The organism is Haloarchaeobius salinus, assembly GCF_024464185.1.
Lineage (GTDB): Archaea > Halobacteriota > Halobacteria > Halobacteriales > Natrialbaceae > Haloarchaeobius > Haloarchaeobius salinus.
The window spans coordinates 114318-127787 of sequence record NZ_JANHAU010000003.1 but is presented as its reverse complement, the minus strand read 5'-3'; the positions used below and the strand labels follow the sequence as shown (position 1 = coordinate 127787).

The following is a 13470-nucleotide window of genomic DNA, read 5'->3' as shown; positions in this document are numbered from 1 at the left end:
TTGATTACTCCAGGTAGGGCTCGCAGACGAGCTCCAGCCCCTCCTCGAACGATATCTCCGGCTCCCAGCCGGTGGCCTCGCGCATCTTCGTCGCGTCGGCCATCGTGTACTGGACGAACACGTCCTCGTCGATGGGGTTCTCGACGTGTTCGGGCTCGACATCGCTGCCCAGGATCGCACAGAGCCGCTCGACGACCTCGTTGGCGGTGTACTGCTCGCCGGTGCCGAGGTTGAAGATGCCCTGCAGTTCGTGGTCGGCGGCGAGCTCGATGCCACGGACGATATCTCGGACGTGCGTGAAGTCACGGGAGTGCGTGCCGTCGCCGTAGATGACCGGCGACTCGCCGCTGGCGACGTCGTCGGCGAACTGCGCGATGATGTTCGCGAACTCGCCCTTGTGTGCCTCCGCGCCCCGGTAGCCCTGGTACACCGAGAAGAAACGCAGGCCAGCCATCGACATGTCGTGGTAGTTGTGGAAGTACTCGGCGTAGCGCTCGCGGGCGAGCTTCGAGGCTTCGTAGCCGGTGTTGGCCTCGACGTCCATCGACTCCGGCGATGGCTCGGTCCGGTTGCCGTAGATGGAGGAGGTCGAGGCGTAGACGACCGTGTCACAGCCGTCCTCGCGCACCTGCTCGACGGCGTTGGCGAACCCCTCGACGTTCACCCGCAGCCCGGTGCAGAGGTTCTCGCGGGAGTCCTCGTGCATCTTCAGCGAGGAGAGCGCGGCGAGGTGGAACAGCGCGTCGACGCCCTCGGTCGGGAGGTCGTCGTCGAGCACGCTCTGCTCGTGGAACTCGACGCTGTCGTCCAGGTTCTCGGGGGTCCCGAGGAAGCAGTCGTCGACGACGACCACCTCGTTGTCGGCGGCGAGGTGGTTCGCGAGGTTCGACCCGATGAAGCCAGCGCCCCCCGTGACGAGGACCCGGTTCCCGTTCATGTGCCGGGATTCACCGGGCTGGTTTGTAGCATTGTCGCTTCACGGGGCCACTGGCCCACCAGCGACGCCGGGAGCGGTGTGCAGGTCCATCCCACGGATTTAAGGACGCGAGCGACCAACCGGACGTTATGTCGTCTATCGAACTCACGCCGAGCCAGAAAAACATCTTGCAGGCGTTGATCAACCTCCACCGGGAGGACGAGAACGCGGTCAAGGGGGAGGACATCGCGCAGCGCGTCGACCGGAACGCGGGCACCATCCGGAACCAGATGCAGAGCCTGAAGGCGCTCCAGCTGGTCGAGGGGGTACCGGGTCCGAAGGGCGGCTACAAGCCGACCGCCGCCGCCTACGAGGCGCTGGAGATACAGCAGATGGACGAGCCGGCGTCGGTGCCGTTCCGCCACGAGGGCGAGACCGTCGAGGGCGCTATCGTCGAGGAGATCGACCTCTCGTCGGTCCACCACCCAGAACTCTGCCGTGCCGAGATCCACGTCCAGGGTTCGGTCCGGGACATCCACGAGGGCGACGAGGTCACCGTGGGCCCGACGCCGCTCTCGAAGCTGCTCGTCAAGGGTACGGTCGACGGCAAGGACGACACGAACAACATCGTCATCCTCCGCATCGACGAGATGACGGCACCGGCGGGCGACCCCGAACACTGACTCGGCATCTATCCTGACAACCTCTCTCACGCCCATCCGGGTTTCAACACCTTTGTATCGGTCGGTTTCTGAAGCTCTCGTATGGCTACGAAGGTCGTCGTGCTCGGCGCAGGGTACGCGGGCGCTGGCACGGTCAAGGACTTACAGAAGCAGCTGGGCCAGGGTGTCGAACTGACGTGGGTGGCGGACGTCGACTACCACCTCGTTCTCCACGAGTCCCACCGCGTCATCCGAGACCCGTCCGTCCAGCACAAGATCACGATCCCCGTCGGCGAGATCGCCGACCCGGGCACCGAGTTCGTCCGCGGCGAGGTCACCGGGCTCGACACCGACGAGCGCGTCGTCGAGGTCGACGACGGCGAGACGACGGTCGATTACGACTACGTCGTCGTCGCGCTGGGCAGCCAGACCGCCTACTACGGCATCCCCGGGCTCGAGGAGCACTCCCACACGCTGAAGGGCCTCGACGACGCCCTCGAGATCCACGAAGCCGTCAAGGACGCCGCGCAGGACGCCACGCGCGACGACAGGGCACAGATTGTCGTCGGCGGTGCGGGGCTCTCGGGCATCCAGTCCGCCGGCGAGATCGCCGAGTTCCGCGACAAGCACCGCGCCCCGATGGACATCTACCTCGTCGAGGCGCTGGAGGAGATCTTCCCGCCGGGCGACCCGGAGATCCAGGGCGCGCTCCGCAAGCGTCTGCAGGACAACGACATCGAGATTCTCACCGACGACCCCATCACGGAGGCCGAGGAGGACAAGATACACTTCGACGAGCGCGACCCCATCGACTCCGACGTGTTCCTTTGGACGGGCGGCGTCACCGGTCGGGACGCGATGGACGGCGTCGACGTCGAGAACGAGCACAACCGCCTCAACGCCGAGATGGACTTCCAGACCTCCGACGAGCGCGTGTTCGCCCTCGGTGACTCCGCCATCGTCGACCAGCCCGGCGAGCACCCCGCCCCGCCGACGGCCCAGGCCGCCTGGCAGGCCGCCGAGGTCGTCGCCGACAACGTCGTCCGCGCCATCAACGGCCAGCGACTGGAGACGTGGACCCACGAGGACAAGGGCACCGTCGTCTCCGTCGGCGAGAGCGCCGTCGCCCACGACGTCTACATCTCCCCTGTCACCACGTTCGGCGGCTTCCCCGCGAAGATGCTGAAGAAGGGCATCGCCGCGCGCTGGATCGCCGACCTCACCTCCTGGAAGCGCGCCTGGAACGCCTGGGACGCGCTGTAGAACGGACCGCATCTGCTCTCTGCTGCGACTCTTTATATCCGAAACCGCGCCCAGAGCCGTCGTGTCCTGAGAAACGACGGCGTGGGGGACGAGGCGGGTGTGCGACACACCCCACGCTCGCGGTGGAGTCGCCTGTTCGCTATCAGACGGTCCAGACGAAAGTCGACGGAAACGCCGTCACTCGCACCGGATTCGTGTTCCGCTGGTGGGGTCCTCGTCCGGGTTCTCCGTCCGAAACGTTCCGTCGTCTCCACGGTAGTAGTAGGCCGTCACCTCGTAGTCGACCCGCTGGTCGGGCGCGTCCTCGGATAACTTGATGGTCCCGAAGGTGGTACGGAGTTCGGCCTAGATGCCCGCCTCTCGGGTGTCGAGTTCGACGACCGCCGGATCGAGCGAGCCGTCTATCCGCTCGTCGTCGTCAACGAGTTCTGTTCGGATGTAGTGTTCTTCACAGTTGATAAATTGCTGACGCTCGGCTGTTGTCTCCTCGGTGGTGTTCTCCGCTCCGTCCGCATCTCCTGGGACATTTCCGAGACACCCTGACGCGACCGGCACGACAGCACAGGTGAGGAACGCCCGTCGGTCCATAGCTGTCGCTCCGCTGTCTAAAATATATGTTTTCTGGTGGGGATTGTCCGTGTCGCGCTACTCGATGGAGAGCCCGGCGTGCCAGCGGTCGACGCCAGCCTCCGCCTTGACCTGGTCCATCTTCGCGAGGAGCTTCGTCGCCAGCGACGCCGTCTCCGAGGCGCGGCGCTCGCCCTCGGTCCGGAACTCGCCGGTGACGCGGTTGGCGTACACCGAGCAGACCGCGCCCGCCCGGAGCCCGTAGATGTTGGCGATGGTCATGATGGCCGCGGCCTCCATCTCGATGTTCTTCACGTTCGCCTCCTGGAGGTGCTCGACGAGGTCCTCCGCGCCCTCGGCCATGAAACCCTCGAAGCCGGGGCGGCCCTGTCCGGAGTAGAAGGAGTCGGCGGACATCGTGACGCCGGTGTGGTAGTCGTAGCCGAGGCGTTCGGCGGCGGCGACGAGCGCGCTGACGACCTCGAAGTCGGCCGTCGCGGGGTACTCGTCCCGGACGTACGCCTTGCTGGTGCCCTCCTGGCGCATCCCGCCGGTCGTGATGACGAGGTCGCCGACGTCCATCTCGGGCTGGATGGCCCCACAGGAGCCGACGCGGATGAACGTGTCCGCGCCGACGCGGGCCAACTCCTCGACGGCGATGGCCGCGGAGGGAGAACCGATGCCCGTCGAGGTGACCGAGATGGGCTCGCCCTCGTAGGTGCCCGTCGCGGTGCGGTACTCGCGGTGGTAGGCGACCTCCTCCGACTCGTCCCAGTAGCCGGTGATCTTGTCGACTCGCTCGGGGTTGCCCGGGAGCAGGACGGTGTCGGCCACGTCGCCCGGCGTCAGCTCCACGTGGTACTGCATCTCCTGGTTCGGGTCTTCGCTCGCGTCAGTCATGACCCCGGTTTATACGTGCGAGTAGAAATGTCTGTTCACTCCCGACCCAGCGTCTCCGCGGAGATCGTGTCGGGGAGCAGGGTACCGAGGGAGTACGAACGGCTCGTCTCGCCTTCGTCGCAGATGACGACCAGCTCGTCGTCCGCGAACTCCGCGAGCGTCTGTCGGCACATCCCACACGGTGTGACACCGTCCTGCTCGCCCGAGGAGACCGCCACGCGCTCGAACTCCTGATGTCCGTCAGAGACGGCCTTCCCGACGGCGACCTCCTCGGCGTGGAGGCTGTTCGAGTAGTTCGCGTTCTCGATGTTGCAGCCGGTGTAGACGGTGCCGTCGGCGGTCACGAGCGCCGCACCGACCGCGTACTCGGAGTACGGGATGTAGGCGTTCTCGCGCGCCGTTCGTGCCAGCTCGACGAGCTCTGCGTCGTCCATGGACACCGATACCGCGGCCAGGGTGAAGTAGCCCCCGGCTCTCTCGGGGTGGTTTCGGGAGAGGACAGGGAGGACGGTCAGTCCTCGCCGGACTCGTAGTGCTCGCCGGCCGCCTCGGGCAGTCGGGTCCGGCCGACCAGCACGAGGACGACGACGACCACGATGTACGGCAGCATCAGGAACACCTCCGTCGGTGCGATACCCTGCAGGCGGATCTGCAGCGCCTGCAGCCCGGAGAACAGGTACGACGCGGCGAACGCGCCGAACGGGTTGTAGTTGCCGAACAGGTACGCCGCGATGGCGATGAAGCCACGACCGTCGACCATCGTCTGCCCGGCTCCGTTGAAGAAGCCACCGCTCCCGAGCGAGAGCGCGCTGCCGCCGATACCGGCGAAGAAGCCGGAGATGAGGACGGCGGCGTAGCGCACGCGGTTGACGTTCACGCCGACGGTGTCGAGTGCCTTCGGGTTCTCACCGCTCGCGCGGACCCAGTAGCCGAAGCTGGTCCGGTTGAGGACGTACCAGGCGACCGGGACCGAGACGAGCATGATGTACACCATCGGGTTCGCGTCGAACAGGATGGGGCCGACGAACGGGATGTCCGAGAGCACCGGAATCGTCCAATCGCCGAGGCGGACGACCTGCGGGGTCGACGGCTGGCCGTACATGACCTTCGAGGCGAACGGTGCGAGCCCGAGGGCGACGAGCCAGACGGCGAGCCCGGCGATGATCTGGTCGCCCTCGTAGCGGATGCAGATGACGGCGAACAGGAACGCGAGCAGCATGCTCGCGAGCACGCCACCCGCGATACCGAGCCAGACGTTCGGGAGGAGGAGCTGGAGCCCGGGGTCGATGGTGTACGTGCTGCCGCCGAGATTGAACGTGATGATGGGCGGGAAGCCGGTCGAGCCGGCACCGCCGAGCACGTCGGCGACGAGCACCGCGGCGAACGCCGAGATGATGAGCAGCCCTTCGAGCCCGATGTTGATGACGCCGCTCTTCTCGGCGTACAGGCCACCGATGGCAGTGAGGGCGATGGGGACGGCGAGCCGGAGCGACGATTCGATGGTGCTCTGCCCGATGGCTGTGTAGAACACCTCACCCGCCGTCGAGTTCGGGAACGCGATGCCGAACAGGGACACGGCCGCGATGACGACGAGCGTCGCGCGGGTGGCGAGTCGCCGGGCCTCGTCTCTATCCATCGTCCTCACCTCCGTCGGTCGCGACGGCCGCACCACTCTTGTCGCCGACTCCCATGCTCCGGCCGATGAGCCGGAAGAACTCGGGCATCGCGACGAACAGGATGATGAGCCCGGAGAGGATGGAGACCAGCTCCGGTGGCACGTCGGTCTGGAAGTTCAGCGCGTTGCCTCCACTCTTGAGGACGCCGAACAGTACCGAGCCGAAGATGACGCCGAGCGGGTTGTTGCCGGCGAGCACCGAGACGGTGATGCCGTCGAAGCCGAGACTCGGAACCTCGCCGCCGGTCAGGAACCGACCGTTGGCCAGCAGCACCCAGAGCGCGCCGGCGATGCCGCCGAGCGCGCCCGAGATCGTCATACTCCGCACGATGGTTCGTTCGGCGTTCACGCCGGCGTAGGTCGCCGCCTCGGGCTGGAGGCCGCTCGTCCGGACGTCGAAGCCGAACGAGGTCCCCCAGAGCACGAAGTAGACGACGAGGGCGAGCACGAGCGCGAGCACCAGCGCGAGGATGGAAAAGCGGGTCCCCTGGAACCCGAACGGGATGCTCGGGATCAGCGAGTTGGCGGGCACCATCCGGGTCTGCGTGCCGCCCGCGGACTGTGGGTCCTGGAAGAACTCGCTGACGAGCAGCGTCGTCCCGTAGATGGCGACGAAGTTCAGCATGATGGTCGTGATGACCTCGTTCGCGTCGGCGTAGGCCTTCAGTGCGCCGGGAATCGCACCCCAGATGCCGCCGGCGACCGCGCCGGAGAACAGCGCGAGCGGGAGCAGGATGGCCGTCCCCGCCAGCCCGGCGGGCGCGAAGTCGGCGACGAACAGGACGGTGACCGCAGAGACGAGCGCGCCCCAGATCATCTGTCCCTGCGTGCCGATGTTGAACAGGCCCGCACGGAACGCCACCGCGACGGAGAGGCCGGTGAACAGCAGCAGCGTCGCCCGCTGGAGGAACACCTCCATCGAGAAGTTCGTCGGCTGCCAGCCGCTCTCCCACGGGAGGCCACCGATGGCTCCGACGAACAGCTTCTCGTAGACGTTGATGGGGTCGTAGCACGACTTGTAGCCGAACATCGAGAGCCGACCGTCGAACAGCAGTATCTCGAAGCTCCCCGGCAGCGGGATGGCGAGGTGGTAGTTCGCCCCCGTCTCGCAGGCCGCACCGAGCCCGGAGAGGAACACGATGACGCCGCCCACGAGGATGGAGAGCGCGAGCGCGGCGAGGCTGATGACCGCGCGCTCCGCACCGGAGGCACCGACGAGCCGTTCGAGCACGTCCCGAAGCCAGCTCATGGCTCGCCTCCGGCGGTCCGCACCGTCTGGACGTCGTCGGGTCGTTCACCGGCCATCAGCAGGCCGATCTCCTCCTCGGTCGTCTCGTCGGGGTCGACGACGTCGACGAGTTCGCCCTCGTACATCACGCCGAGGCGGTCGGAGAGCTGTCGTACCTCGTCGAGCTTCGAGGAGATGAGCAGGACCGCGCGGTCGCGCTGGCGCAGGTCGAGCAGCTCCTCGTGGATGAACTCCGTCGAGCCGATGTCGACACCACGGGTCGGGTGGGTGGCGACGACCACCGACGGGTCGCGTTCGAACTCGCGACCGACGATGAACTTCTGCTGGTTCCCACCGGAGAGCGAGTGCGCGTCGGCGTCCGCGTTCGGCGGGCGCACGTCGTACGTCTCGATGATGTCCTCGGCGTGGCCGCGGACGGTGCCCCAGTCGATGCGACCGTTCTTCGAGTACGGCTCCGTGTGCTGGCTCCCGAGCAGGCCGTTCTCGACGAGGTCGAAGTCCATCACGAGCCCGCGCTCGTGGCGGTCCTCGGGGATGTACGCCATCCCGCCCTCGATACGCTGGCGGCGCGAGCGGTCCGTGACGTCCTCGCCCTCGACGACGATACGGCCGTCGGCGGGCGATTCGAGGCCGGTGATGGCCTCGACCAGCTCGGACTGGCCGTTGCCGTCGACGCCGGCGATACCGAACACCTCACCGGCGCGGACCTCGAACGAGACGTCCTTCACGCGGTCGATGTCGTCGTGGTCGGTGACGGTGACGTCCTCGACGGCGAGGGTCGTCCCGCCCGCCTGGTGCTCGGGCACGTCGACCTCCAGGAGGACCTCGCGGCCGACCATCATCTCCGCGAGCTCGTTCTGGTCCGTCTCGTCGGTCGAGACGGTGGCGATGCTCTCGCCGTCCCGGAGGACGGTGATGTCGTCCGCAGAGTGCATCGCCTCGCCGAGCTTGTGCGTGATGAAGATGACCGTCTTGCCCTGTGCGGTCAGCTCGTCGAGCACCTCGTAGAGGTCCTCGACCTCCTGCGGTGTGAGCACCGCCGTCGGCTCGTCGAGGATGAGCACGTCCGCGCCGCGGTACAGCGCCTTCAGGATCTCGACGCGCTGCTGGACGCCGACGCTGACCTCCTCGATGGTCTCGGTCGGGTCGACCTCGAAGCCGTAGCGGTCGCTCAGGTCGCGGACCTCATGGATGGCCCGTTGTTCGTCGACGGCGAGCCCGAAGTACTTCCGGGGCTCCTGACCGAGGACGATGTTCGCCCAGATCTCCATGGGGTCGACCAGCATGAAGTGCTGGTGGATCATGCCGATGCCCGCGTCGATGGCGTCACGTGGCGACTGGAAGTCGCGCCGCTCGCCGTCGACGTACACGTCGCCCTCCTCGGGCTGGAGCAGCCCGTAGAGCACGTTCATCAGCGTGGTCTTCCCCGCCCCGTTCTCCCCGAGCAGTGCGTGCACCGACCCCTTCTCGACGGTCAGGTCCACCTGGTCGTTCGCGACGACACCGGGGAACCGCTTCGTGATACCTGCCAGTCTGACTGCTGTCTCACTCATTGCTATCCGATGGAACGTGGTTCATCTGTGACCGGGCTCAGGGCTCGGTCGGGACGGTGATCTCCCCGTCGATGATGGCTTGCCGGGAGGCATCGACCTGGTCTTTGACCTCCTGCGGGATCGAGTCACCGATGGCCTGGCCGTAGACACACGCGACACCGTCGGACTCCAGTCCGAGCGTCGTCACGCTGCCGCCGTTGAACTCGCCGTTGACCTCGTTCTCGATGGCAGTGAACACCGCGGTGTCGACGCGCTTGACCATGCTCGCGACGATCCAGTCCGCGAAGTCGGGTTCGCTGGCGGACTGGTCCGCGTCGACGCCGATGGCGAACTTGCCGCGCTCCTGTGCGGCCTGGAACACGCCGAGACCGGACGCACCGGCGGCGTGGTAGACGATGTCCGCACCGGAGTCGTACATCGAGAGTGCGGCCTCGCGGGCCGTCGCGGCATCGTTGAACGACCCCGCGTACGACGACTGGATGTCCACGTCTTCGTTCGCGTACTTCACACCGGCCTCGTAGCCGGCCTGGAACTTCCGGATGAGCGGCACGTCGAGGCCGCCGACGAAGCCGACGTTCGTCGAGTCACCGGTCGTCGCGCCCTGTCCGGCCTCGAACGAACGGCTCGTCAGGAGCCCGGCGAGGTGACCCACCTGGAACGAACCCTCGTGCTCGCGGAACACGTAGCTCGCGACGTTGTCCGAGTCGACGGTCGAGTCGACGATCTGGAAGTGCTGGTCGGAGTAGCGGTCGGCGTTCTCGGTGAGCGCGTCGGTCTGGGCGAAGCCGATGCAGGAGATCAGGTCGAAGGTCCCCCCCTCGGCGAAGTTCCGCTGTGCCGGTGAGAAGTCGGAGTTCTGCTCGGGCTGGGCCTCGTCGAAGGAGATACCCAGCTGCTCTTCGGCCTGCAGTGCCCCCTGCTGGGCCATGTCGTTGAACGACTTGTCGCCGAGGCCGCCGGTGGCGTACACCATCCCGACGTTCACGTCCGCGCCGGCGTCGCTCCCGTCCTCGGTCTGGGTCTCCGTGCCGTCGCCCGACTCGGTCTCCGTCGAGCCGCTCTCCTCGGTCGGGGTCTGCGTGTCCGTCTCGTCCCCACCGTTGTCTGTACTGCTGATACACCCTGCGAGCGCGATGGTACCGGCCACACCAGTACCCTTCAGGAACCGCCGCCGACCACTGTTCGAGCGCATGAAGGCACCCTTTGCAACCATGTGAAAAAACTCTTTGGTATGCAAGACGGCCAGCAACGGCCGTCTCGGGAGCGGACACGGCGAATATATAAATTGAACGCTGGTATGGTCAGAAGGAAAGCCGGTCGCCGGTTTCGTCGGGTTGGGTCAGCACTCGGCGTCGACCGCCGACTCGACGACCGCGGTGGCCCGGTCGACCAGTGCGCCCACGTCGTCGCTCTCGGCGTAGAGTCGAACGTACGGCTCCGTGCCGCTCGGGCGGACCAGCACCCAGGAGCCGTCCGGCAGGTCGATGCGGACGCCGTAGTCGGTGTCGACGTCGCCATCGGGGAACGCCTCGGGGAGGCTCGTGCCGAGGCGCTCCATCGCGCCGGCCTTCGCGGCGTCCGGACAGTCCACGCTCACCTTCCGATACGGTCGCTCGGTGATGTCCTCGCGGAGTGCGGCCAGTCCGCCTGCGTCGGCGACGAGCGTCGACACGACGGCCGCGCTCGTCACCCCGTCGATCCAGCCGCCGAAGGCGGTGTGGATGTGCTTCCAGGGCTCGGCGGCGAACACGACCGCGGTGTCCGTACCGCCCGCGTCGCGCTCGCGTGCGATGCCCTCGTGCAGCGCGCCCAGTCGAACACGTTCGACGCGTCCGCCGGCCGCCGCGACCCGTTCGTCGATCCGGGCGGAGGCGTTCGGCGTCGTCACGACGACCGAGTCGCCCGCGTCGCTCAGTCCGGTGTAGTGGCCGGCGAGCATCGCGAGCACCGTGTCCTCGTGGACGACCTCGCCATCACCGGTCGCGACGACGATACGGTCCGCGTCCCCGTCGTGCGCGATACCGAGGTCGAAGTCGCCGTCGGCGAGCAGCGACAGGAACTCGGTCAGCGTCTCCGGTGTCGGCTTCGACGGCCGGCCCGGGAAGCGCCCGTCGACGTTGGCGTTGATCGCGACGACCTCGGCCCCGAGCGCCCGGAGCACCTGTGGCGTCGCGACGCTGCCCATGCCGTTGCCGCAGTCGACCGCGATGCGCAGGTCGGCGAGCGGTTCGGGGTCGTCCGTGTCGTCGCCGAGCGAGCGTGCGTAGTCGGCGACTGCGTCCTGGTAATCGTCGAGGACGGCGGCCGTGTGCCCGTCGCCCCACTCGTCCCACGGGACGGTGTCGTTCTCGCCGTCGACGCGGGCCTCGATGCGCTCCTCGGCGTCGCGGGCGTACTCGACGCCGTCGTCGAACAGCTTGATGCCGTTGTCCTCGGGCGGGTTGTGGCTGGCGGTCAGCATCACGCCACGTCGGCCCTGCGAGGCGAACGCGAGCGCCGGCGTCGGGAGCTGCCCGACCCGGACGACGTTCGCCCCCGAACTCTCCAGTCCCGCCTCCATCGCGGCCGCCAGCGCCGGGCCCGTATCCCGCCCGTCGCGGCCGACGACGAACCGGTCGCCGTCGCGACCGGCCGCCCGGCCGACCGCCATCGCGAGCTCCGGTGTGACGCGCTCCGCGACCGGTCCTCGTATCCCCGCCGTCCCGAACAGTGTCATACCGGGGGGTTGCCCCGAGGCGTACTTAATTTGTGGCATACGCACGTCGGACGCCGGGCCCGGGGTTTATGCGAGGCCATCACGTACGGTGGCCCCATGTCCGCTACCCGGGGGCCTCGTGGGGTGAACACGTGTACGACGTAGGCGACCACCTGCCGGTCGACGAGCTCCGCCCCGGGACGAACCTCCTGCTGACCGGACCACAGGGCGTCGGGAAGTACGAGCTGCTCTGTGACCTGCTCGCGGCGGGTCTCGAGCGGGGACAGCACGGCGTCGTCGTCTCGACGAGCCGTGGTGCCGACGACATCAGAGCGACGGTCGCCGACCGGGCCACGACCGACGGCCCCGAACTCTCGGTCGTCGACTGCGTCTCCGAACGGCGGGGTGAGCCGACGCCACACGACCCCGACACCGAGTACGTCGCCTCACCGTCGGACTTCAGCGGCATGGGGATGGCGGCCTCGGAGTTCCTCGGACGTGCCGGCGACCGGGCGACGGGGACCCGGCTCGGCCTGCACTCGCTCTCGAACCTGCTGCTGGAGGCCGACGTGAAGACGGTGTTCCGGTTCACCCACATCCTCACCGGCCGCCTCAGCGGCGTCGACGGCCTCGGGATCGCGACGATGGACGACAGTCACGACCAGCAGACGATGAACACGCTCGAACAACTGTTCGACGGTGCCGTCGAGACCAGACAGGGTGTCGACTCGCGGGAGTGTCGCGTCGTCGGCGTCGTCGACCGTCCGACGGAGTGGACGGCGTTCTAGAGCTCGACGCCGCTCGGGATGAGACTCTGGTTCCGGAGGAGGTTCCCGTCGGCGTTGTAGACGAGGAAGGTGCTCTTGTCGTAGCTGACGAACTCGTCGCCGTCGAGCAGGATGTGGACGCCGTACTCGCCCTCGTCGCCCGCGTGCTCCCCGTACCGTCGCGCCGCACGGATGAACTTCAGGACGTTCTCGGCCGACTCGTTCAGTTCGAGCACGAAGTCACCGGTGACCCGGTTCGTGACGCTGACGACCCCCTGGGCGTCGTCGGTGTCGACCGCCGTCTGGAGCCGGAACGCAACGTCCGTCTCGGCGGCGTCGAGCGGCTCGTCGTCCGGTCCGGTGAGGCGCTCTCTCAGTGTCGCGACCGGCCCCTCGAACGAGATAGTTACTGTCGGCCTCTCGGGGGTACCGTCCTCGTCGACCCAGTCGACGTTGCTGACCTGCAAAGTGAAGTAGTCACGCCTCATTCCACGTCGCTATCTTCGGTCTCACGCGGTATGAACGTAACGCCCGGGGCAGTCGAGTAAGTCGACGGTACCGGCCGTCTGACCGACGGATCCAGCTGTCCGTTCGGCAACACGAGTCCGGGCATCCGGGCACCGACAGCTTTTACGTGTGGCGGCGTCGCTTCGTGGGTATGGTGTGGATCAACTCAGAGTACGTCGAGGAGTTCGCCGTGCTCACGACGTGGCTGTCCGTGCTCCTCCCCTGGTCGGTGGTACGAGCCACCAGCGAGCAGGGTGCGGAACTCGTCGTCCTCCGGTTCCCGTTCTTCGGTATCCAGTACGTCTTCGGCACGGGGCTCGTCGACGGGACGACCATCAGGACCCCCTGGGAGTACTACACGGTCAACGCCGGCCAGTTCCCCGCACAGGCGACGGCGTACCTCGTCTGGACGCTGGCCGCCATCGTGCTGGGCGCTGCCGTGGTCGTCAGCCTGTTGATGTACTTCGAGCACGACCTGGTCGAGAAGCTCCCCGGTCGGGGCGTGTACGTCCTCGGCGCATCGATGCTCGCTCTCGGGGTTGCGTTCACCGCCGCGGCGGTGCAGCTGCACCTGAACCAGCCGGCCGACATCCTCGGCTGGGGCGTCTACGTCCCCATCGGCCTGCTCGGGGTCGTCTTCTTCTACGCGTTCGGCGTCCTCGACCTCTTCGCGGACCGGGCCTGACCCTCTCTGCGGCTCGCTCCCGTTCGAAGGT

The 13470-nt window shown here is 67.3% G+C and carries 14 protein-coding genes; 4 read left to right on the top strand and 10 right to left on the bottom strand.

From position 1 onward, the window contains the following. Positions 1-4: 4 nt before the first annotated feature. Positions 5-937, bottom strand: a complete 933-nt coding sequence (locus NO345_RS12945; RefSeq protein WP_256299825.1) for an NAD-dependent epimerase/dehydratase family protein — start codon at positions 935-937, stop codon at positions 5-7. A gap of 128 nt (positions 938-1065) precedes the next feature. On the opposite strand from NO345_RS12945, the gene NO345_RS12940 reads away from it, so the two are divergent. Both NO345_RS12940 and NO345_RS12935 read left to right on the top strand, forming a co-directional pair. Further along, entirely contained in the window at positions 1066-1599 is a 534-nt protein-coding gene (locus NO345_RS12940) for an Rrf2 family transcriptional regulator (protein WP_256299823.1), read from the top strand. Between the two features lie 81 nt (positions 1600-1680). Next, the gene (locus NO345_RS12935) at positions 1681-2841 is read left to right on the top strand and encodes an NAD(P)/FAD-dependent oxidoreductase (RefSeq protein WP_256299821.1); all 1161 of its coding nucleotides are present in this window, start codon (positions 1681-1683) and stop codon (positions 2839-2841) included. Positions 2842-3186: 345 nt separating this feature from the next. On the opposite strand, the gene NO345_RS12930 is transcribed toward NO345_RS12935, so the two are convergent. The 8 genes from NO345_RS12930 to NO345_RS12895 all read right to left on the bottom strand — a co-directional run bounded on the left by NO345_RS12930 (position 3187) and on the right by NO345_RS12895 (position 11501). Then, the gene (locus tag NO345_RS12930; RefSeq protein WP_256299819.1) at positions 3187-3429 is read right to left on the bottom strand and encodes a hypothetical protein; all 243 of its coding nucleotides are present in this window, start codon (positions 3427-3429) and stop codon (positions 3187-3189) included. A 57-nt stretch (positions 3430-3486) separates the two neighbouring features. Beyond that, complete coding sequence (locus NO345_RS12925; RefSeq protein ID WP_256299817.1) at positions 3487-4308, bottom strand: nucleoside phosphorylase; 822 nt, start codon at positions 4306-4308, stop codon at positions 3487-3489. Positions 4309-4343: 35 nt separating this feature from the next. Beyond that, a complete protein-coding gene (gene cdd / locus NO345_RS12920; RefSeq protein WP_256299815.1) occupies positions 4344-4742 on the bottom strand; it encodes a cytidine deaminase in 399 nt (132 codons plus the stop codon). Between the two features lie 77 nt (positions 4743-4819). Next, positions 4820-5944: an ABC transporter permease gene (locus tag NO345_RS12915; RefSeq protein ID WP_256299813.1), complete on the bottom strand. Its 1125-nt coding sequence runs from the start codon at positions 5942-5944 to the stop codon at positions 4820-4822. After that, on the bottom strand, positions 5937-7232 hold the full coding sequence (locus NO345_RS12910; protein WP_256299811.1) for an ABC transporter permease: 1296 nt from the start codon (positions 7230-7232) through the stop codon (positions 5937-5939). Before NO345_RS12910 ends, NO345_RS12915 begins: the two co-directional genes overlap by 8 nt. Beyond that, on the bottom strand, positions 7229-8785 hold the full coding sequence (locus NO345_RS12905) for an ABC transporter ATP-binding protein (protein ID WP_256299809.1): 1557 nt from the start codon (positions 8783-8785) through the stop codon (positions 7229-7231). Before NO345_RS12905 ends, NO345_RS12910 begins: the two co-directional genes overlap by 4 nt. A 37-nt stretch (positions 8786-8822) precedes the next feature. Beyond that, entirely contained in the window at positions 8823-9977 is a 1155-nt protein-coding gene (locus NO345_RS12900; protein WP_256299807.1) for a BMP family lipoprotein, read from the bottom strand. Positions 9978-10124: 147 nt separating this feature from the next. Continuing rightward, on the bottom strand, positions 10125-11501 hold the full coding sequence (locus tag NO345_RS12895) for a phosphopentomutase/phosphoglucosamine mutase (RefSeq protein ID WP_256299805.1): 1377 nt from the start codon (positions 11499-11501) through the stop codon (positions 10125-10127). Positions 11502-11632: 131 nt separating this feature from the next. Between NO345_RS12895 and NO345_RS12890 the strand changes: the two genes are divergently transcribed. Beyond that, positions 11633-12268, top strand: coding sequence for an RAD55 family ATPase (locus NO345_RS12890; protein WP_256299803.1), 636 nt, complete (start codon positions 11633-11635; stop codon positions 12266-12268). Here the strand turns inward: NO345_RS12890 and NO345_RS12885 are convergent. Then, positions 12265-12735, bottom strand: coding sequence for a DUF5793 family protein (locus NO345_RS12885; protein ID WP_256299801.1), 471 nt, complete (start codon positions 12733-12735; stop codon positions 12265-12267). The genes NO345_RS12890 and NO345_RS12885 overlap by 4 nt on opposite strands. Positions 12736-12905: 170 nt before the next feature. Here NO345_RS12885 and NO345_RS12880 point away from each other — a divergent pair, with 170 nt between their 5' ends. Next, positions 12906-13439, top strand: a complete 534-nt coding sequence (locus NO345_RS12880; RefSeq protein WP_256299799.1) for a DUF7549 family protein — start codon at positions 12906-12908, stop codon at positions 13437-13439. Positions 13440-13470 lie beyond the last annotated feature (31 nt).